At 52.8% G+C, this 20,357-nt stretch carries 21 protein-coding genes; 2 read left to right on the forward strand and 19 right to left on the reverse strand.

Features of this window, described 5'->3' with window-relative positions:
- Nucleotide 1: 1 nt before the first annotated feature.
- From DCCM_RS17755 to DCCM_RS17795, 9 genes are all read right to left on the reverse strand, one after another.
- Nucleotides 2–1,207, reverse strand: a complete 1,206-nt coding sequence (locus DCCM_RS17755; protein ID WP_104373723.1) for an aminotransferase class I/II-fold pyridoxal phosphate-dependent enzyme — start codon at nucleotides 1,205–1,207, stop codon at nucleotides 2–4.
- Nucleotides 1,204–1,683 (reverse strand): Lrp/AsnC family transcriptional regulator, encoded by a 480-nt coding sequence (locus tag DCCM_RS17760; RefSeq protein ID WP_104373724.1) that lies wholly within the window; start codon nucleotides 1,681–1,683, stop codon nucleotides 1,204–1,206. The genes DCCM_RS17755 and DCCM_RS17760 overlap by 4 nt, the downstream gene beginning before the upstream one ends.
- A 388-nt stretch (nucleotides 1,684–2,071) precedes the next feature.
- Nucleotides 2,072–3,439 carry a germination protein YpeB gene (gene ypeB, locus DCCM_RS17765; RefSeq protein WP_104373725.1) on the reverse strand — a complete coding sequence of 456 codons (1,368 nt, stop codon included), beginning with the start codon at nucleotides 3,437–3,439 and terminating at the stop codon, nucleotides 2,072–2,074.
- Nucleotides 3,440–3,452: 13 nt separating this feature from the next.
- Nucleotides 3,453–4,196, reverse strand: coding sequence for a spore cortex-lytic enzyme (sleB, locus tag DCCM_RS17770; protein ID WP_104373726.1), 744 nt, complete (start codon nucleotides 4,194–4,196; stop codon nucleotides 3,453–3,455).
- Nucleotides 4,197–4,378: 182 nt separating this feature from the next.
- Complete coding sequence (locus tag DCCM_RS17775) at nucleotides 4,379–5,782, reverse strand: cobyrinic acid a,c-diamide synthase CobB (protein ID WP_104373727.1); 1,404 nt, start codon at nucleotides 5,780–5,782, stop codon at nucleotides 4,379–4,381.
- A gap of 165 nt (nucleotides 5,783–5,947) precedes the next feature.
- Entirely contained in the window at nucleotides 5,948–6,265 is a 318-nt protein-coding gene (locus DCCM_RS17780; protein WP_104373728.1) for a TusE/DsrC/DsvC family sulfur relay protein, read from the reverse strand.
- Between the two features lie 187 nt (nucleotides 6,266–6,452).
- Nucleotides 6,453–7,835 carry a (Fe-S)-binding protein gene (locus tag DCCM_RS17785; RefSeq protein ID WP_231702845.1) on the reverse strand — a complete coding sequence of 461 codons (1,383 nt, stop codon included), beginning with the start codon at nucleotides 7,833–7,835 and terminating at the stop codon, nucleotides 6,453–6,455.
- Complete coding sequence (locus tag DCCM_RS17790) at nucleotides 7,836–8,645, reverse strand: respiratory nitrate reductase subunit gamma (RefSeq protein WP_104373729.1); 810 nt, start codon at nucleotides 8,643–8,645, stop codon at nucleotides 7,836–7,838.
- A 155-nt stretch (nucleotides 8,646–8,800) separates the two neighbouring features.
- Nucleotides 8,801–8,986: an ATP-binding protein gene (locus tag DCCM_RS17795; RefSeq protein WP_104373730.1), complete on the reverse strand. Its 186-nt coding sequence runs from the start codon at nucleotides 8,984–8,986 to the stop codon at nucleotides 8,801–8,803.
- A 444-nt stretch (nucleotides 8,987–9,430) separates the two neighbouring features.
- On the opposite strand from DCCM_RS17795, the gene DCCM_RS17800 reads away from it, so the two are divergent.
- Nucleotides 9,431–9,673, forward strand: coding sequence for an FmdB family zinc ribbon protein (locus tag DCCM_RS17800; protein ID WP_104373731.1), 243 nt, complete (start codon nucleotides 9,431–9,433; stop codon nucleotides 9,671–9,673).
- Nucleotides 9,674–9,756: 83 nt separating this feature from the next.
- Nucleotides 9,757–10,866 (forward strand): DVU0298 family protein, encoded by a 1,110-nt coding sequence (locus DCCM_RS17805; RefSeq protein WP_104373732.1) that lies wholly within the window; start codon nucleotides 9,757–9,759, stop codon nucleotides 10,864–10,866.
- Between the two features lie 227 nt (nucleotides 10,867–11,093).
- Here the strand turns inward: DCCM_RS17805 and DCCM_RS17810 are convergent, their stop codons facing one another.
- The 10 genes from DCCM_RS17810 to DCCM_RS17860 all read right to left on the reverse strand — a co-directional run bounded on the left by DCCM_RS17810 (nucleotide 11,094) and on the right by DCCM_RS17860 (nucleotide 20,296).
- The gene (locus tag DCCM_RS17810) at nucleotides 11,094–11,711 is read right to left on the reverse strand and encodes a YkgJ family cysteine cluster protein (RefSeq protein WP_104373733.1); all 618 of its coding nucleotides are present in this window, start codon (nucleotides 11,709–11,711) and stop codon (nucleotides 11,094–11,096) included.
- A gap of 5 nt (nucleotides 11,712–11,716) precedes the next feature.
- Nucleotides 11,717–12,343 carry a tetratricopeptide repeat protein gene (locus tag DCCM_RS17815; protein WP_104373734.1) on the reverse strand — a complete coding sequence of 209 codons (627 nt, stop codon included), beginning with the start codon at nucleotides 12,341–12,343 and terminating at the stop codon, nucleotides 11,717–11,719.
- A gap of 85 nt (nucleotides 12,344–12,428) precedes the next feature.
- Entirely contained in the window at nucleotides 12,429–12,677 is a 249-nt protein-coding gene (locus DCCM_RS17820; protein ID WP_231702846.1) for a dissimilatory sulfite reductase D family protein, read from the reverse strand.
- Nucleotides 12,678–12,701: 24 nt separating this feature from the next.
- The gene (gene dsrB / locus DCCM_RS17825; RefSeq protein ID WP_104373735.1) at nucleotides 12,702–13,892 is read right to left on the reverse strand and encodes a dissimilatory-type sulfite reductase subunit beta; all 1,191 of its coding nucleotides are present in this window, start codon (nucleotides 13,890–13,892) and stop codon (nucleotides 12,702–12,704) included.
- 15 nt (nucleotides 13,893–13,907) lie between these two features.
- The gene (gene dsrA, locus DCCM_RS17830; RefSeq protein ID WP_104373736.1) at nucleotides 13,908–15,326 is read right to left on the reverse strand and encodes a dissimilatory-type sulfite reductase subunit alpha; all 1,419 of its coding nucleotides are present in this window, start codon (nucleotides 15,324–15,326) and stop codon (nucleotides 13,908–13,910) included.
- Nucleotides 15,327–16,113: 787 nt separating this feature from the next.
- A complete protein-coding gene (locus DCCM_RS17840) occupies nucleotides 16,114–16,755 on the reverse strand; it encodes a DVU0298 family protein (RefSeq protein WP_104373738.1) in 642 nt (213 codons plus the stop codon).
- A gap of 48 nt (nucleotides 16,756–16,803) precedes the next feature.
- On the reverse strand, nucleotides 16,804–16,992 hold the full coding sequence (locus DCCM_RS17845) for a rubredoxin (protein WP_104373739.1): 189 nt from the start codon (nucleotides 16,990–16,992) through the stop codon (nucleotides 16,804–16,806).
- Between the two features lie 360 nt (nucleotides 16,993–17,352).
- On the reverse strand, nucleotides 17,353–18,846 hold the full coding sequence (locus tag DCCM_RS17850) for a sensor histidine kinase (protein WP_104373740.1): 1,494 nt from the start codon (nucleotides 18,844–18,846) through the stop codon (nucleotides 17,353–17,355).
- The gene (locus DCCM_RS17855) at nucleotides 18,843–19,532 is read right to left on the reverse strand and encodes a response regulator transcription factor (protein WP_104373741.1); all 690 of its coding nucleotides are present in this window, start codon (nucleotides 19,530–19,532) and stop codon (nucleotides 18,843–18,845) included. Before DCCM_RS17855 ends, DCCM_RS17850 begins: the two co-directional genes overlap by 4 nt.
- Nucleotides 19,533–19,678: 146 nt before the next feature.
- A complete protein-coding gene (locus DCCM_RS17860) occupies nucleotides 19,679–20,296 on the reverse strand; it encodes a hypothetical protein (protein ID WP_128739187.1) in 618 nt (205 codons plus the stop codon).
- Nucleotides 20,297–20,357: the final 61 nt, after the last annotated feature.

The raw sequence follows: 20,357 nt of genomic DNA on the forward strand, positions 1-20,357 counted from the left end.
CTTAAAGGTTTACCACTGTTTTAACCTTAACGCCGCAATGTTTCACAAATCTGGCCATGCGCCGGAAGGCCTCCGCCAGGTCGTCGACGGAAGCGGCGTAGGAGCAGCGCACGAAGCCTTCTCCGCTGGGGCCAAAGGCGTTGCCGGGAACCAGCGCCACCTTCTCCTCCATCAACAGCCTTTCCGCAAATTCCTCGGAAGTGAGGCCGGTGGCTGAAATTTCCGGGAAGGCGTAGAAGGCGCCACCGGGCTCGAAACAATGCAGCCCCATTTCGCTGAAGGCCTGCATCACCAGGTGACGGCGGCGATTGTACTGCTGCACCATTTGCTGCATGCCGCTCCGGCCGTTTTTCAGCGCTTCCGCCGCCGCCATCTGGGCTGTAATGGGAGCGCAGAGCATGGTGTACTGGTGAATTTTAGTCATTGCCGCGATAAAGTCGGCATTTCCGGCGGCATACCCCACCCGCCAGCCCGTCATGGCGTAGGCTTTGGAAAAACCGTTCAAAAGAATGGTCCGCTCCCGCATGCCCGGCAGGGACGGAACACAGGTATGCTCTCCGGTGTATGTAAGTTTGTCGTATATTTCATCGGAAATGACGATAAGGTTATGCTTTCTCACCACCTCTGAAATGGCCAGCAATTCCTTTTTGGGCATCACGGCCCCGGTGGGGTTGTTGGGATAACAGAGCAGCAGTATCTTGGTGCGGGGTGTAATGGCCGCCTCCACCCTATCCGCGGTTAAACGGAAATTGTCCTCCACGCTGGTGGGTATATGGACCGGCACGCCGCCGGCCATCATGGTGCAGGGAGCATAGGAAACATAGGACGGCTCGGGTATCAGCACCTCGTCACCGGGGCAGGTCAGCGCCCGCATGGCCAGATCCAGGCCTTCGCTGACCCCCACCGTAACCAGAAGTTCCCTGCGGGCATCATAGGTTACGCCGTAAGTCGTGTCCAGCTCCCTGGAAATGGCTTCCCTTAATTCCAGCAGCCCCTGGTTGGAGGTATACATGGTGTAACCCTTCTCCAGGGAATAAATACAGCCCTCCCGGATGTGCCAGGGCGTCACAAAATCCGGCTCCCCCACCCCCAGGGAGATAACTCCCTTTATCTCCGTTACCATGTCGAAAAATTTGCGTATACCCGAGGGCGGCAGGGAACGCACCGTTGGATTTATCATTTTCGACCACTCCATTTTATTAATCATGGCGAAATCACCAACCTTCTGTCTTCTTCATCGTCTTCGATGACAACCCCGTCCTGCTTGTAGGTTTTCAGCACGAAATGGGTAGCGGTGCTGACCACCCCGTCTATGGTGGCAAGCTTGGTGGCCACAAAGTGGCTAACTTCCCGCATGGTCCTGCCTTCAATAAAAACCGCCAGGTCGTATGTGCCGGACATCAGGCGGACGCTGCGCACCTCCGGAAAACGGTATATCCTTTCGGCCACAGAGTCAAATCCCACGTCCCGCTGGGGGGTGGTGCGAACTTCGATAAAGGCTGAAACTTTCTCCTCCCCTACCTTTTCCCAGTTGATCAGGGTAAGATAGCTGAGTATAACTTTATCTCTTTCCATTTCCTTGATTTTTTGCTTGACTTCTTCCACATCCATGCCCAGCATGATGGCTATTTCCTGTTCGGTAAGTTTTGCGTTGACCTCCAGCAGCTCCAGTATTTCCTTCACAGTGTCACCCACCTCCTTTTAGGGCAAACCGCCCTTAAAATAAAAGCTCCCGTCCCCTAAAAAGGGACGAGAGCATATCTCGCGGTACCACCCGTATTGACCGCACCGGTACTGCAAATGCGGTCCACTCCGTGCCCCTTTATCGGAGGGCGTGCGGCGGACTTACTCTCACCTTGCAAAAGGCAATTTCATCACGCTTGCTCAGAGGCGGCACGGGTCCTTCATCCACCGGGCTTGCACCAAACCCCGGCTCGCTGAGAACTACTGGAAACCCACATTCCCCGTCATCACTGGCTTTTTTAAAATACGTGGCTATTGTAACACGGTGTACAAAGCAGTGTCAATAGACATTTGCAGCAACTTCACCGGGAATTGTGTCCCCTTACCGCTAAACCGTCAATACTCCCTCCTCGGTGTCAACCACCCTCAATAGCCGCTCCTCACGGCCATTATCAGCGTTAATATAGACCAGGAAAACATCTTTGCCGAGATTGCCTTTAAACTCATAGGTCAAAGTCTCGGTATCCGGGCTAAGCGGAATAAGAGCCAGCCTGCCCCCGGAAACACCCTCCAGATGAGGACTCAGCTTTTTCCTGGCCTGCGCCAGGGTCAGCCGGGGGGCGGAAATTTTTCTATCCCGGTGCGAGTCCCAGTAATTCGAGGCCTCAAAGCCCACCACCTGGCCGGTATCCAGAGCTACCGACACCTTCACCAAATCCGGGTAAAGCACCACCCCGCCCTGGGTGGCCGCAAAGTTATAAATCGCCAGGCGATCTTGCACCTCGTGATAGGTGCTCTGCATGTTCTTAAACCCTTTGCCGGCCAGAAACTTTGCCGCCCTGTCGCCGGCGGACTCCAGGGAAACCTTTTTATCCCCGATAGCCCTGGAATTCAACATCCATAACACATTACCCCCCTGGCGGGATATTGCCGCGGTTATCCTCTCATTCTCCCGCACCGGGCAGGATGTTATGTCAACCTGGTAAGACGGTGTTCTACCCTTTTGGGTGTGCACCACATTTGCCACGTAATCTTTATTACCCCGCCTGTCAATAAAACCAAGCGCCTTTGAGCGGGCCTGATCGGCGTTTATGCTGTCGCCGGTTATTCCCAGGGGCTTTTTGTCAGCCAGATGGTCGGAAAAGGGTCCGTCGTATATCAGGGTCGGAAATTGCTGCATTTTTTTATCCAGGGTCTGAAGGTTATTGTTGGCCAGTTGCGGCCCTTCTTTTCGTAGACCTTTCCGGGTCTGGGTTGTCAGCTCGCTCAGGGTGAGCCTGCCGTCCGCCACGTGGGATTCAATGTTATGCAATTCTTCATTGAGGCCTGAGGACTGGGAGTAAAGATATCGCAGCGTCCGCCACTGTTCATCAGTCTTGGGCTTTCCGTCAATGGTCTGCTTTGCCAGGGTGTTGGCGTAATCCCCCACCTGGGTCAGGTACTTCATGGTTCTGGTCATCAATCCGTCAGGCACGGGAATTTGTCCCAGTTCCTTCTGGGCGGCGTCCGCTTCCTGCCACAGGTTCATAAGGAGGAAGGTATCCTGGCGCGTCTCCTGACCCACCAGGGTTTTTGAAAGAAGCACCTCCATATTTTGAACGTGGGTGGTCAAATCGTAAAACGCCCTCTGATATTTGTTGTTTAAAGCCGCTTCCATGGTACGCCTGGCATCGGCCTGCCTGTACCCCCAAAAGCCCAAGGCCGCCACCAGGACTAAACCAAGGGTAAGTGACAACATCCATTTCTTATCCTTCACGGCGATTTCCTCCTTAGTAGCCAAAAACGTGGCGGCCGATCTGCCCGGTTATATTCCTGGACCATATCCAGGGACTGACAGATTTGGAGGGATTCCAGAAGTACAGTGCTCCCCCGGTGGGGTCCCAGCCGGACATGGCTTCCTGGGCCGCCCGCAGCGCCTCTTCGGTAACCGGCCTGGTATAATGGCCGTTACTAACCGACTCAAAGGCATGGGCCTGATAGATTACCCCGGCTAAACTGCCCGGAAAGGAGGCGCTCTGGGTTCTGTTGAGAATTACAGCCCCCACGGCCACTTTGCCCACGTAAGGTTCATCGGCCGCTTCCCCCTCTATCACCCTGGCCAGCAGATAAGAGCTGTCCCGGTTGGTGATACCCCTGGAGCTGCCTCCGTCCTGGGGCACGTAACTGGCGGACTGGCCGCCGGAGGAATATCCCAGAGCCAGCCATGTCCCGGAGCCCACCACTCCATCAGGATTAATACCGTTATTACGCTGAAAGTCCTTAACGGCTTCCTGGGTCTTCCCGGAGTAATAGCCGTCGATGGGACCATGATAGTAGCCCCAGCCGTTTAGCCTGGCCTGAACTTTTTTGACCTCCGGACCGCTGCTGCCCCAGTACAGCACCGCGTTTTGCGCCAGAGCCATATGCCCCTGCCAGAAAATTGCCAGTAAAGCCGCCGCACCGCACAGTATTGCCAGATACGTATAGCAACGCCGATACCATCCGTTCAACTGTCTCTTCTCACCGTTGCCCATGCGCTATTGACTCCTCCTTCCTCAATAAAAGTTTTTATTATTCTTTCAACGAAGAAGGTTTTATATGTAACAAAAAACGGGGTCAGGCTCTACTTTGTGAATCTCTCGAAATTCACAAAATTAAGCCTGACCCCGCCGGCAGGTGAGTCAAGGGAACCGCCCCCTTGACTCATTTCTTTGACTCATTTTGTTTTGTGCTCCAGGGCCCGGGTTACCAGCGCCGCGGCCCATTCCGGAGTGCCCAGGGCGTGCAGGTGATTGTACGACGCCAGCACGTTTTTGCGGGTGACCCCGTCCCTCTTCCCGTCAATACCGGAACCCCGGGTGACTCTGAAGGCAAATCGCACACTGCTTTCGTCTATATTCTCCACCCTGGAATTGTGGAACTCATGCCCCTTGACAATGGTTCCCCCCTTGAAAAAGGGATTGTCCCCGGTCACCTCCACCACTTCGTACCCGTGGCCCTGGGGTTTATCCTTCATAACCACGTCCAGGGGGAGCACCCCGGACATGGCAAATTTACGCTCTCCCCAGGCAATGCTGCGGGCCAGGTACATCAATCCGCCGCATTCGGCATAAACGGGCAGCCCGTCTTCCGCTCTGTCCCTTACATCCCTGCGCAGGCGGCTGTTGGCCTCCAACTGCTCCGCAAAAACCTCGGGAAAACCTCCGCCTATATAGAGCGCATCCACATCCGGCAGTGATTCTCCGTTTACGGCGTCGATAAATTGCAGTCTGGCCCCGGCTGCGGCCAGCGCCTCCAGATTCTCCGGATAATAAAAGGTAAAGGCCCGGTCTCTGAATACTCCTATAACAGGCCTGTCCCCGCCGCCGGCGGCCCGGCTCTCCCCTAATCCCGGGATATCCCGGGCATTGATGGCCGGCGCGGAGCCGGCCACGGATAAAATCAGTTCTAAATCCAGGCAATCCAGGGCGGCGGTTCCTATTTCATCCACCGCGCAGGCCAGTTCCTCCCTCTCGGCGGCGGGAATCAGGCCCAGGTGCCTGTCCGGTATGGTAAAGCGCTTACCCTTGGGGATTACTCCCAGCACAGGGATGCCGCAGTATTTCTCCACCGCCTGGCGCAGCATTGTCTCGTGCCGGGAACGGGTAACCTTGTTCAGCACCACCCCGGCTATTTTTACGCCGGGATCAAAATTCACAAACCCGTTAACTAACGGGGCCACACTCCTGGTCATCCTGGTGGTGTCCACCACCAGCATAACCGGGGCCTGGATGGCTCTGGCGATTTCCCCGGTACTCCCGCTGCCGTCAATATCGCCACCGTCGAAAAGTCCCATGGCCCCCTCCACCACGGCTATATCACAATCCGCCGCGTGGCGGGCAAAAGAACCGCGTATCAATTCCCTTTCCATCAGGAAGCCGTCAAGGTTGCGGCAGCTGTTGCCGGTGATCATGGTCATCCAGCTTGGATCAATATAATCCGGGCCCTTTTTAAAGGGCTGAACGTTATAGCCCTTTTGTTTCAGCGCGGCCAACAGGCCCAGGGTAACAGTGGTCTTGCCCGACCTGCCGTGAGGAGCGGCCACCACTACGCGGGGTATTTGCAGCAATTCATTTCTCATATCCAGCCTCCATTCCGGCAGTTTTCGGGTAAGTGTAAAAAAAAGAGCCTGCCCAATCCCTCAAAAATAAGAGGCACATTTACCTAGGTGCTACCGCGGTTGCGCAGATGCACTTTTGGAATGTGCCTGATCATCATTATAAAACAGTATTATCTTTCCCGGTTATTATACACAGCCGGTGGGCTTGGGCAGACCTGCCAGCTTGCAGGAACCCTTGGCCGGGCCGGAGGGAAACAGCTCATAAATGTACTTCAGGCTGCAGCCGGTCTCTTTGCACAGTTTGCGGATCATGGGAGCAATCTGGAATTGCTTGTAATAGTCGCGCAGATAATGAATAACTTTCCAGTGGTCATCGTTCAGCTCGTTGATGCCTTCGCCAGAGGCAAAGTACTTGGCGCAATCCTCTGTCCAATCGTCGGGGTTAACCATGAAACCATCTTCGTCCAGTTCGACTTCTCTACCGGCAATATTAACGCTTGCCATCGAAATAAAGCACCTCCATTGTATTAATTTGCGGTTTTATAGATATGCTGCACATATCCATAAAAATAAACCGCGCCGCAAATATTTTTTATAAGCCTAGATCCGACTCTCCCATATACAAGGATATCATTGACAGGCTCTCCCGTCAATTACCCGTTGATTGGAAAAAGTGTCTTTTTAACGACATCTACTTCCAAACCAGGGCTTTTCCGACCAAATCTATCAGTCCCTTGACTTCCACTCCAAGTTCATGCTCCTCCACCATGGGATAGAGCTGCGCCTTGCAGATGGAACAGGGGGCGCACAGATAGCCGTCGCCATTGGCGCCTACACCGGTAGCCCGGACCAGTTCCGCTTTTTTGGCTGAAAGCTGAATACGGCGCTGGTACATTTCAGGGTCGTCAAACAGGATTGCGGAACCGCCGCCGCAGCAGAAAGTTCTTTCCTTATTGGGATACATTTCCCTAAAGTCAGCCACGCAGGCTTTAATAACCGTCCGCAAATTTTCCTGCAAGTCGCAGGCCCTGGAATAGTTGCAGGGATCGTGCAATGTCGTGGGATGGCCGACCTTGTTGGGATCCAGCTTTAATTGGTTTGTCCTGACGTGATAGGCCACCTCGTCGTGAATGTGAGTAATGGGCCAGGGCACCGGACGGTCTGCCAGAGACGGAATGTACATCTTGGCGGCCCGCCAGCCGTGTCCGCACTCACCCCAGACAATTTTCTTGATACCCAGGTTCTGGGCGGCGTCCAGCAGTCGCGTCACATTGTGGCGCTGGGTAAACATCTGGTCAAACAGCAGGCCGAAATTACCTGCCTCGGAAACCGTGCTGGGAATGGTCCAGTTGGCGCCGATATAGGTAAAATACATGCCCGCGCCCATCAGGGTATAAGGATTCAGCAGATAGTCAGCCGAAGAGGGAACATACAATATGTCGGAATCGGGTTTATCCACCGGGAAATTCACTTCAACACCGAATTCGTCCATTATTTCTTCGGACAGGAATTCCAGGGTATCGACGATGCCCGGTTTGGGCAGCCCGGTGTGGTTGCCCACCTTCTCCATGGCCGCGCCCACGCCTGCGTGCAGTTTGGGCACAATACCCAGCCAGTGCAGTATCTGGCGGACAGCCATGGTCACCTCGCAGGTGTCGATTCCGAAGGGGCAGGCCATGGCGCAGCGACGGCACTCGCTGCACTGGTAAAAGTAGGAGTACCATTCTTCAAGGACGTCCAGGCTGATATCCTCGGCCCCCACCAGTTTGCCCAGCCATCTGCCCTCCAGGGTAAAATATCTTTTGTAAATTTTGCGCACCAATTCCGCCCTGTTGGCCGGAATGTTCCTGGGATCCTTTGTGCCCAGGTAGGTGTGGCAGTTTTCGGCGCAGGCTCCGCACTTGACGCAGGACTCCATGGCCAGCACAAAGGAGCGGAACTTTTTGCGCATTAAATCAAGATACTCTATGGCCTTTTCACACTTTTGATCGTCGGGTACCGGATCTATATGAATTTTTTTCATATCGGCATCGGTGGCCCGTACGGGTTGCACCATATCTTTATATGTCGGCACCTATTCAACCCCTCCCTCGGAAGGCAATCCCAGCCCGGCAGCCCTGGCGGCCGGTATGTCTATATTGGGAAGCCCGGGTGCAGGCTCGGTATACTTCCTGTTGATAATCCAGCGCTCCGCAAACATGCCCAGTACGTGCATGAGCTTGCTGAACGGGAACACCATCAGCAGTATCTGAACCAGGAGCAAGTGAACGGCAAACAGCGGTGTGTGCAGCACTTCAGCCTCGGCTGGAACGGGCTGCAGGGTCACCAGATAGGTGACGTACTCTTTTACCGGCTCATAATGAATGCCCCAATCGGGGATCAGGCGCATTATGTTACCAACAGCAACTATTGATATTAATAGAATCAAATGCAGGTAATCGCTGGTAACTGTAACCTCCCTGACCTTCTGAATGGCAAAGCGCCTGTAAAGAAGGTACAGTAAAGCAATAAACATGATAATGCCGAAGGTTGTGCCCAGAAGGTTGGACATAAATTCACTTAAGCCCTCGGACATACCAATGTAAACAAACTGCTTGCCCAGAAAGTAAATACCCATCACGTGTCCGCCAATTATGGAGAACAGCGCGATGTGCATGAACCACGCGCCTATCCACAGGGCGAAGTCCGATTTAAACAGGCTGCGGAAGAAAATAACCTCCGTGCCGAAAACAGTCGCCACTTCCGTATTCGTCTTGGGAAAGGGCGACAATGTTATGTTGTGCACTATCCGCGCTCTGGCCCAACGCCCCAGACGGTACAGAATGCCGATGGTAAATACGGCGCCTGTGACATAGGGGAGAATTTGCAGAATAAAATAGGACACTAACACACCTCCTTTGGACCGCAAAAAAAAATATTTCCGGCGATCCGCGGTGCAATCAATGCTGCCGGTTGCTAATTCCGGTCATAACACTGGCAATTACCAGAACTGCCGGAATTTAAGGGTAAAGTCTCAAGTTAATCAACATGTCGGTTAAATTACACTTCCTGCAGTGTCACAGCTCCGGAAGGGCAAACGGAAACACAGGTTTCGCATCCGAGGCAGTCTTCTTCGTTAACCACCTTGGCTTTGCCATCCACCATTTCAAGTACGGAGGCCGGGCAGTTGTCGGCGCATTCGCCGCAGCCCTCGCATTTATCGACATCCACCTGAACTACGAACATTCATATTCACCTCCTTGGAAATAATAATTTTTCTATAATCCAATGTTGACAACCCCCTGTATGAAAACTCCTCTCCAGCGGGGTTGGCCACATTTTACCTGCCAATTAAAACGCCTGTGGAAATACAAAATTATTAGGATGTTTTTAATATAAAATTTCGCTGTAATTAGCATTTTTGCGGCCGTAAGCACCGTCCGGCCAGCCCTATATACTATTCGTTGCCTTTAAGTCAATTCCTTCTGAAAAAATGCAAAATTTTTTGATAAGAATTTCACAACTTTGTTTTAATTGTGTAGCCGTTACAGTTTAATTATAGTTTAACTAAATGCCGCATGTCCACAGGATTTCAGTGGCAGTGCCGGAGCCTGGCCGGGTGTTTGACACACCTCGTCACCGGCTGTTATAATTACCACGATGTCTAAGGAAAGGTGAGGCTGGATAGACATGCCTATATTTGAATTCAGGTGCCTGAAATGCGGCAATCTTTTTGAAAAACTGTTTCTAAACCGTGATGAGGAAGTAAAAATCGAATGTCCCAAATGCAAGTCGGACTCCTTTGAGCGGGTAATCAGCAAAACCAACTACAAAATGACCCAGGGCAAGGGCGGGGGACCTAAAATAAGCAGCAAGTCCTGCAGTTCCGGGAACGACTGCATGACGCTGGAAATACCCGGCTACGGCGACTGATTCGGCGGTCGGCCGTCAGTTGTCGGCCGTCGGGATTTGACGACTGCCTACTGATGACTGACTACTAATAAATGACAGGTATTATGAAGAATAAAATTTTTGGCAAAGAGCAAACACTTCCCCCCGAGTGCCCTTTTTGCGGCCTGTATATAGAACGGCCGGTGGAACCGGCCGGCCGGAGAATGGGTGAAATGCCGGTGGGTTCCTGCGCCTGCGGCGCTGTGTACTCCTATGATATTACAGGCCGCAACCTTGGCTCCGCCTTTATCGAGGCCCTGGTGTTCTCCTGCGACATGGACTGGGATCTGGCCTGGAGCCTCTTTCCCGGCGAAGATTACCTGGAGCAGCTGGTGGAAAATTATGACGGTATCAGCCACCTGATTGTGCCGGGGGGATTTCATGAAGGCAGAAAAGTGCCGGGAGCCCTTTACTTTATCAGAATGAACAAGGATATCCGGGAAGTGGCCGGGCCCGGGGTGGAACGGAAACTTCAAAAGGCCGTGCCCCTCACCGCCTCCAAGGCTTTAGCCCCGGAGTTGCCCGGCGTTAAAAGGTATTCAAGGGCCGATATACACAAATTTGTTGAAGAGTACCGTTTTGACGAGCTTTTGACCTTTGCCGGGCAAGACAAACGAATATTGAGGGATTTGCAAAAATTATTATATTCCGCCGACCCCTTGACCCGCAGCAGGGCCGCGGAAGCCCTGGGAAAGGCGTCCGCGGTGGTCGCCCGGGGCAACCCGGGAACGGTTTCCAACCTTTTGCAGATATTGCTGAATTCCGTATCCGACACCGCCGCCTCCACCTGGGGGGCAATTGACGCCATCGGCGAAATTATAGCCGGTTCGCCGGGTCTTTTTGGGGGGTATATACCGTCGTTATTCCAATTCTTGGATGATGAAACGGCCAGGCCAAGGATACTGAGGGCCATAGGCAGAACGGCGGAAAAGCGCCCCGACCTGGCGCGCAAGGGACTGTTCCGTTACCTCCCCTACCTGAAGGACGCCGATTCCGAAACCAGGGGTTACGCAGCCTGGCTGGCGGGCTGTCTGGGCGCAATGGAGGCAAAAGCCGACCTGGAACGGCTGGTTAACGACCAGTCAAAAATCAAAATCTATAAAAATGGAGAATTTGTCGATACCACTGTGGGGCGATTAGCCTCGGAAGCATTGTGCCAGGCATCCGTCCAATAGATTGCCAAGGAAAGGAAAAACACAGGCAAGTTTCCTGTGTTTTTTTATATGTCTATTTTCCAGACAAAAGGGCAGGCAGGCCCCCCGCCGCCGGGAATCCCACGACCTGTTGCCGCCCCTGGTGAGGAATTCCCGGGACTGCCTGATAAGTCGAAGAACCGCCCCCCGAGCCCTCTGACTCAGTCATGGTGAGTCAGAGAACCCTCCCCTGACTCACTGACTCACTTTTAGGTCAGTTCCTCCAGCGGTGTGCTTACGGATTTGGAGACGGAGAGCAGCAAGGAGGCTCTTTCCTCATCCATATTGCCGGCCCTGGCCAGGAATTCCTTGGATAGCCCGTATAACTCCCGGTACATGCCGTCCAGGTCGAAGGCCGGGTACTGTTTGCCCCTCTCAAAGCCTGCCTTCCAGCAGGCGTGCATTTTTCCGCCTATCACCGTGGGCATGCCGTAAACCCTGCAGGTAATGGGCCTGTGCTGGTACATGGAACATTTATTTTCATCATTCAGCAGGGGACACCTGACCCTCTCCCTGGCTATGGCCGAAAGCAGGGCCTGTTGATCTTCCCCGTGAGCTTCCTTTAGCCTTTTCTCCAGCTCCAATAATTCCCTGTCCGTCTTTTCGCACCTGGACAGTATTTCACGCCTCAGCTTGCGGTCCAGCCTGCTGAAGTGATGGCTTAGATAGGCGGACTCTATGGAAAAAAGCCCAAAAATTGAATGGCAGCAGTCGGAGCACTGTATTTTGCATTTAATGCAGTCTCCGTATTCCTTCTCCATCCCCTGGAAGGAACTTTCCGCTTTTGCCACCAGAGATTCATACGCCTGAAACAAATCGTTGTTCATTGTGCTCATCCTTTACGGTGTGGCTCCAGATTTTCTAAAAACTGGGGATGGACCCTGAAACCCAGTTCCAGGGCTTTGTCGATATATTTTATGGCATTCCGGTAATCTTCCTTGACATAGTAGGCATAGGCCAGGTTATTATATCCCAGTGAAAAGCCCGGGGCGAATTGCACCAGTTTTTCACCGGCCTCGATTGCTTTGTCCACCTCGTCCCTCTGGAGGTAGGCATTAATCAGGTTGCTCCAGGCCTGGGCCATTTCAGGGTTTAATTCAATTGCCTTCTCCAACGCCTCTATGGCCTCGTCCGGGCTGGCCAGCTGTAAATAGGCGAAACCTATATTGGCATATCCCCGGGCATACCTGGGCTCGATGGCCACGGCCTTTTTGTTGGCCAGTATGACCCGTTCCAGATCCCCCATTTTGTAATAGATATAGCCCAGGTTTACACAGGCCTCAAACATCCGGCCGCTGTTTTCAATGGCTTCCTCGAAACATTCGATAGCTTTTTCAAAGTTGCCCTGCTGCATGTAGAAAACACCCAAGTTGTTGTGTGCGTTGGCGCATCCTGGGTTTTCAGCCACTGTCCTGACCTGTTCCGCCATAAATTGTTCAAAGCTTTGTGGTGTTTTCACGCTATCAGTCCCTTACAATAAATTGAAAGATAAAGAAAAGGTCGCCGCCCGTTTCAGGACGGCAACCTCCGCATTATAATGTCAATTAATCAGTGCCCTCGGTGGGGTCTTCGGTCATTCCTCTGCCCTTCAGTCCGTACATGGTGCTGCTGCCGGTGGAGAAGTAAATCAGAACTTCTTCATTAACCAGGGCGGTGGCAGCCTTTTTGACGTCCCTCATTTTGGCTCCTGGAACAACCTTTTGCACGGCAGATTCCATGTCCTTGAAGTAGAACTTGGTTTTTTTGCTGCCCTCGGCAAAATCAACAATGGCTTTTTTGATTTCCTCGATCACTATAATCTCTCCTTTCAGGCGGTATTATTCCTCAATCCCGCCTGCTACCTTTGAGACTTCCCAAGCCGCATCGGTAAATTTGAACTGCGTGCTGGTCCGCCAGGTGTCATAAGCCAGGCGGTAGTCGTCAATGAGATGCTCGGTGAATTCCAGGCCGCACTGCTCGAAGAAGCGCTCCCAGCCGATACGCTCCGCCCAGTCGCCCAGACGCTCGTATTTATTGGCACCCTTGGCATAGGCCTCAACGATCTTCTTGACGTTTTCAACCACTTCCGGGAACCTGGGGAAGCTGTTCGGCAGCCAGGGAACAACAACCTTGGAGAATTTGGGATCGCTGATTCTGTTGGAAATCTTGCCGCCGGCCAGGATGGTCACACCGTCGCCCTCTTGGTCGGAGAGAGGCAGAGCCTGGCACATGGTGTAGCAGTTTCCGCAGAACATGCAGCGCTCGCTCTTAATTTTAACCGTCTTCTTGCCGCTTTCGGTTTTGTCCGGGGAAATGGCGCCCACCGGGCAAGCCGCTATGGCCAGAGGAATTTCGCACAGCTTGCTGATATATTCATGGTCAACAATAGGAGGCTTGCGGTGGTAGCCCAGCAGGGCGATGTCCGAGCAGTGCACGGCGCCGCACATGTTCAGGCAGCAGGCCATGGAAACCCGCAGCTTGGCAGGCAGGGTCATGCCCTTGAAATATTCAAACAGTTCGTCCGATACGGCCTTGACCATGGAAGATGCGTCAGTGGCCGGGGTGTGGCAGTGAATGTAGCCCTGGGTGTGCACGATGTTGCTGATGCCGGCGCCGGTTCCGCCAATGGGAAACTTGAAGCTGCCACCGGCAAACTTGCGGCTTTCCAGGTCTTTCTTCAGTGCTTCCAGTCCTTCAATGCTGTCCACCAGGAACTCGATATTGTTACGGGTGGTAAAGCGAACATAGCCTTTGCAATATTTGTCGGCGATTTCGCAAATCTCCCGGACATGCTGAACGGTCATGAAACGGGCGGCCCCACACCTTACAGTATACACCTTTGCGCCGGTTTCCGATACGTGCGCCAGAATGCCGGGCTCAAGAATATCGTGGTAAAGCCATTTGCCGTAGTTTTCCTGAATAACAGGCGGGAAAAACTCCCAGAAGTGCCTGGGGCCGAGGTCTGTCAGCCTGTTTTCCTGCGGTTTTTCCGGATTATATCTGCCAAGTCTTTCTTTAGACAATGCCATAACAAAAACCCCCCCTTATCTCTTGTGTCTTGACCTGTAATCATTGATATCCCTGTTCCAGCCGCCTTTAACGTCCTCTTCCTTCCAGAAGATGTACGGGTTGGAACGGGGTGCTTTAACCATTTGCGGAGCAGGCGGGAGTCCGATAGTTTCGATAAATTTCGGCAGGGTAACACGCTGCATAAGTTCTCCCAGACGCTCGCGGTTCTTGCCTTCCTCCATCCAGAATTCCCATACTTTCTCGACAAATTCCTTGATGTTGTCGTAAGGAGCTTCCGCTTTCATAAAGGGAATCATCAGTGTGGCCATCTGAGCGCCATCCAGAATGGGCGCCTTGGCTCCCAGCAGGATGCTGATCCCGGTGTCCACGCCGGGTTTCAGGGCCTTGGGCATGGTGTTGATGCAGTGCATGCAGCGTACGCACTCGCTGTTGTCGATAACCAGCTGGTCGCCTTCCAGGGACATGCACTTGCTGGGACAGAGGTCGATAACTTCCTTCTGGATGTCGAATTTGCCCCAGTCGCGGCCTTTATGGGCGCCGGCGTTGGGAACGATGTCCCCGGCGATATAAGCTTTAACAGCATCCTGGTCGATGCGGATATCGTCTCTCCAGGTGCCGATGAAGGACATGTCGGAACGGGCGATGGAAGCCACGCAGCCGTTGGGACAGCCGTCAAACTTGAACTTAAACTTGTAAGGGAAAGCCGGGCGGTGCAGTTCGTCCTGATAGTAGTTGGTCAGTTCGTAGCACAGCGCCTGGGTGTCATAGCAGGCATACTCACAGCGGGCCTTGCCGATGCAGCATGCGGGAGTGCGCAGGTTGGAGCCTGAGCCGCCGATGTCGGTGTCCAACACATGGCCCAGTTCGTAGAAAATGGGCTCCAGCTGTTCGGTGGTGGTTCCCAGCAGAACCAGGTCGCCGGTGGAACCGTGCAGGTTCATCAAACCGCTGCCGCGGTATTCCCACATATCGCAGATAGTCTTCAGAAAGTCTGTTGAATAAAACTTACTGGCAGGCTGGTTCACGCGAATGGTGTGGAACATGGCGATGGAGGGATATTTTTCGGCAAGGTCGGAATAACGGCCGATAACGCCGCCGCCGTAACCGAACACACCCACGATACCGCCGTGCTTCCAGTGGGTTTCACCTTCGTCAAAGGACAGTTCCAACTGGCCCAGAAGATCCTCAACAGCATCCCTGTGGGTCAGAATCTGGTCGTCGGAAAGTTTTCTCCTGCGCAGGGCTTCCTGCTTGGCATCGGATACAAAGCTGGGCCACGGACCCTTTTCCAGTTCATCCAGTTTGGGAATTTCATACTTGCATTTGAATGATTTGAGTTCTTCTTCCGTGTAGTTTTTCAGTTCTGCATCGGAATAAATACGCAGCTCTTCATAGTTCAGCTTCTTCATTTCGCGTACTGGTTCAAAAGCCACTAGCAATACCTCCTTATAGTTGGTTAAAAAAACGGATTGAAACCAAAAAGAACCATCCTGGAAACACTATTTCTCTAAAAGATTATCCCTTTAAGAAAACATATCTAAAATACCAATCTCCTGTTTTAAATATGTTTCTCCCCCGCTGTATGCATATGAAATAATATTCAATCAAAACACAAGGCAAGGACTTTCGTCCATGCACGGGGATTTACCCTTTGGTTCGCCTCCGTTATAAAAATAATGGCCGCCGGCAAAAAACCTCCCTTCCCAGATTATAGTAGTTTTTTGATGTTGTCCAATATCCAATGCCGCTGTCATTTATATCAAAACCGCAATAAAAACGCGGCAATCCAACCCAGGCCGGATTGGTTAATCCCGGGCCTCGATCATTTCCACGAAAGAATCTCCCCAATGGATGCGCCTGGGGAACGTCCCGGAAAATAGTATTTGTCCCTCGGGTGCCGCGCTACGGGCGCAAAAGCACATAGTAAGCTATTCGTTGCATTCTGAATTATTCCTCCCTGGGAGAGCCACTTTTTTTTACAGAATTTCGCTAAATTCACAAGATAGAAATGCTTGTAAATATTTTAACTAATCGGCAGGTGCCTGTCCATAGGTGGTCCATGGTAATGCGCCCTCCGGCATTAAACACAAAAATCCACCCCTGCGGGTGGATTTTGCAAAAAATATCCCCGGGCGCGTAATGTCCCCCGGCCCCTGAGCCGCCGGCGCCTCTTGGCCAAACTCTCCCGTTATCCCGCCTGTTTTTGACAAATCTCCGCTTTCAGGAGGTTTTTACCAGGCCGGAGGCCAGGCCGGCCACGGTTGTTAACCCGAGTTTTCCCCTTTCATATACCGGGACGGCGCTATGGTCGGCCAGCAGCCGGCCGTATTTGCCCGCATCCAGGCTTTGGCCCATTATGTGCATAAGCCTCAGGGCATAGCCCCTCACCACAGGATCGGAATCATCCAGGAATCCCAGCAAATGGCTCATATCCTCCCGCACCAGTTCGGGCCGGGCCTGGGCTATCCTTCCCGCGGCCCACAGCACACCCCTCCGGAGCATCTCCTCGTCGGTATAGGAAAGCACGATGGAGGCGAACTCTCCGAACATTTCAGGGCGGCGGTGTATGATTTCCCCGATACATTCAGGGGCGCTCCAGCCAATTCCGCCGGATTCGTCATTGATGGTCCAGAGCAGGGTCCTGAGGATAACCCGCACAGCCTCCGGGTCCTCCGCCGCCAGCCTGTCCGCCAGCACCCCCATGGCTTCGATTGCCCGCCAGCGAATTAATTGCTCCGGATGGTACAAAAGCCTGTTGAGATATCTTAAATTCGATTTCCTGCTTTGCACCATTGCCGCGATGGCTTCATAATCCCTGTTCTCCAGCAGGGCAATTACTTCTTCTTTGGAAATTCCGGACAATTACAACCGCCTCCTCCCGGAGAATAAAATATATTATCAGCCGGTGCTTTAACTATGAGGCATCCTTTTTAACAGTGAAGCCTGGGATTCAGGAATGAATCTCTCTTTAGACGCCAGGCACTCCGGGCATTCCCAGTCATCGGGAAGATTCCCGAAGGGTGTTCCGGGAGGGGCGTCCCCGCCGCCCCTTTCAGGATCATAAACATAGCCGCATAGCTCGCAAACCCACTTTTCCATTCTTTCAACCTCCTTTTTTAGGCCATATCTTATTTAGAATGATTATTTATTAATAGTAATTATATATTTAAACCTTAATATGTCAATAAAAATTTTAACCGGAATTCAACCGGTTAGCCATTACCGGAAACGGCAGGGCGGCCCGGGGTAATCCCCCGGCCGCTCATATAAAAGTCGAGTTTCGGACAATAAAAAAGTCAGCCAGCCGACAGATATTACCCGGGGAATATGAAATAATAATGGCAACCCAATTTACCAACAGTAAACAGACCTCCTATTTCCCACTTTTACAAACCCAGTCACTGGCAAGCCCTTCAACAAAGGACTTGCCATTTTTTTATATCTTTCCTGTGATGACCTTTATGAAACGGGGATTTCGATGTAAAAGGCCACCCCCCGCTCTTCATTTTCAACCCATACCTTCGCCCCGTGCAGTTCCGCTATTTCCTTTATTATGGCCAGGCCCAGGCCGAATTTGCCGTCTTCCCCGGTTTTGTACTGCTGAAAAAGGGTTGCCGACAGTGCCGGATCTATGGGCGGACCATCGTTCCACACCTTAAGCAATACGGACCGCTGCTCCTTTTTCCGGGTCTCCAGCGAAATCTTCAACACCTGCCGGGCGTAGCGAAGCTGGTTGTCCAGCAGATTTTCCACCACCACACCCCACTGTTCACGGTTACCCGTTATCAATGCAGGAGTTAAATCGGTAAGCCACTGCAATTCCGGTTTCTGCCAGCGAAACCGCTCCACACCCTCCCCGACCATCTCCGCCAGGTCGAAAATGTCGTGCTGCAAACCCGCTTCATCCCGGGTATCCCTGGACTTCAAATAATTAAGCTTGTTCAGGTAAAGCAAATCCTGAATCCGCTTTTCCAGTCTTTCCGCCTCGCTGTTAATCACCGAGACGCTGCTGTCCAGGGTCCCCCTGGGGTAGATGCCGTCCAATATGGACTGGGCGTAGCTGCGAATCACCATGACAGGGGTTTTCAACTCATGGGAAATATTTTGCAAATTGGACTGCCGGGCCTTATCCTGGCGCACCAGCCGCCGGCGCATATTTTCAAAGGCTCCGGCCAGCCTTCCTATCTCATCCCTGCGATCCAGCAGGAAGGGCTGGTGCCATTGCCTTTCGGCAATAAGGCTGACCTGCCGCTCCATCTGCTCCAGGGGCCGGGACAAATAGCGGGACAGCCAGAGCGAGGGAAGCCAGCTGAATAAAAACAGTATCACCATGAGCAGCAGCAAACGCCAGAACATGGTTAAAACCATGTCATTGCGGTAGTTTCCCCAGGTGTAGGACACCAGGTAGCCGGGCTGGCCCTGGATATCTTCCTTGCGAATGACATAAAACAGGCTCCTGTCGCCTATTTCCATGGAATATCTGGCTATATCCCCTTTCTGGGCGGTGGCGTCCTTCTCCACCGCCTGCATAAACCCCCGGGGCAGCAATCCGGTCTCCGGCCCGGGAAATTCCCCGGTCAGCACCATATGGCTTACCACCGGCATATCCCCGCCGGCTGGAACGGCGCTTATCCCCAGCAAAAAATCCTCCCCGGGCGCTTCCCCCTTGAAAGACAGTTTCTGGGACTTTACCATGGCTATACTTTCCCCCGGAGCCGTAACCGGCTTCGCTTCCATTGATTTAGTGACTGCTCCTCCGGCTGTTAACGGCGGCAGCTCCGCAAACCTTACAATTTTCACCCTGCTCTGTGAATCATTTAAAAGGTCATAAATCTGGCTGGTAAAGAACCCTTTGAGGGTCCAGGGCAGGAAAACGGCCAGCAACCCGAACACAAAAAGCATCAGCCCCCCGAACACCAGCCAGATCTGCACGGACAGAGGTAAATTTTTCATGCCTTCACCAGCCTGTAGCCGTACCCGTATATGGTTTCCAGCCTGAGGTCGGGCATTTTTTTACGTATGCGGCGAACCAGATCATCCACAACCCGGTCGGTGCCAAAAAATTCATTTCCCCAGACCCCCACCAAAAGCTGCTCCCTCCCCAGTATTTGTCCCCGGTTTTTAGCGAAATACAGCAGGAGCTCAAATTCCTTGGCTGTAAGTTCAACCGGCGTACCCCGGCTGTCAAACACCTGCCTGGCCTGTTCGTCCATATTGTAGCACGAAAGCCCAATTACCTTTTCCCGGGCGGAATCAGAATCGTTCGCCGGGGATTCGTACACCCTGTCAAGCAGCTTTTTGGCGCGGATAACCAGCTCACGGGGCATGAAGGGCTTGGGAAGGTAATCGTCGCTGCCCATTTCCAGCCCCACAATCCGGTCGATATCGGCATCCCGGGCCGATATGAAAATAACAGGCAGGCGGGGAGAGACGGCTTTTATCTCCCTGATTAACTGATATCCATCCACTCCGGGCAGCATGATATCCAGAATCCACAGGTGGGGAGGGCTGCCAATGGCCGACCTGGCCTCCCCGCCGTCCAGAAACGACCGGACCCGCCACCCTTCCTTCTGAAGATAGGCGGTTAACAATTCGTTGAGATTTGGTTCATCCTCCACCAGGTAAATAACGTACTCCATGTGCCCACCTCCGGCTTCTTCGCAATATGGCGCCGGAAAAGGACGCAACCTCCGGCTACGCCCTTTCCGCCTGCACACTATGTTATTTTACTTTGTTTTCCGCCAATCTTTCAAATATGTTGTCCCGGTAATTAAAGGATCGCTTATTATTCCCCGGAGGCGTCCGCCCCTTCGCTAATTTTAATTTTCATATTTTCAGCCATTTCGGGGAGCCGGGCGGTTCTGTCCTTGTAATCCTCCAGCAGCCTGGGCAGCACGGCCCTGATGGCGTCGGCGTCCTGGTTCTCCACGGCCCCGGCGAATTCCTCCTGCAACTCCATCCTTGCTTTTACTTCCTGCAACTCTTTATCGTCCGAAGCAGACAGTCCAACAGTTTTATCGGCTATAAATATTTTTCCCCCGGAGGCTATATTGGAATTCGGGGCAGTTCCCGTTTTTACCTGGAAGTCCGGCTTATTCTCCAGTGTTATGGTCTCAATTTTGTCCTTCATTTCCTCGGTAACTTTATTGCGCTGGGCGAAGGCTTCCTTCCACTCAGCCTCGCTCTCCGGAGCGTATTCCCTGACCAGATAGGTTAAATAAGCCTGCTGGTGCACATCCGAATGCATATAGAAATCATCAAACATAGCCACCGAGAAAACCGCTGATTTGGCTGCCACCGCTTGCGGCTCGTCCGCCAGGGCCACCCCTCCCATGGTGCTGAAAAGCAGCGCCGCGGACAGCAGCAGGGTAACTGCTCCGGAACGTTTCCATAATCCTTTCACTTGTACCATCCACTCCTTATAATTTTTATCGCAAGCACCTGCAGTTATTAATTTACTGGAT

It is taken from the genome of Desulfocucumis palustris, from assembly GCF_002933875.1.
GTDB lineage: Bacteria > Bacillota > Desulfotomaculia > Desulfotomaculales > Desulfocucumaceae > Desulfocucumis > Desulfocucumis palustris.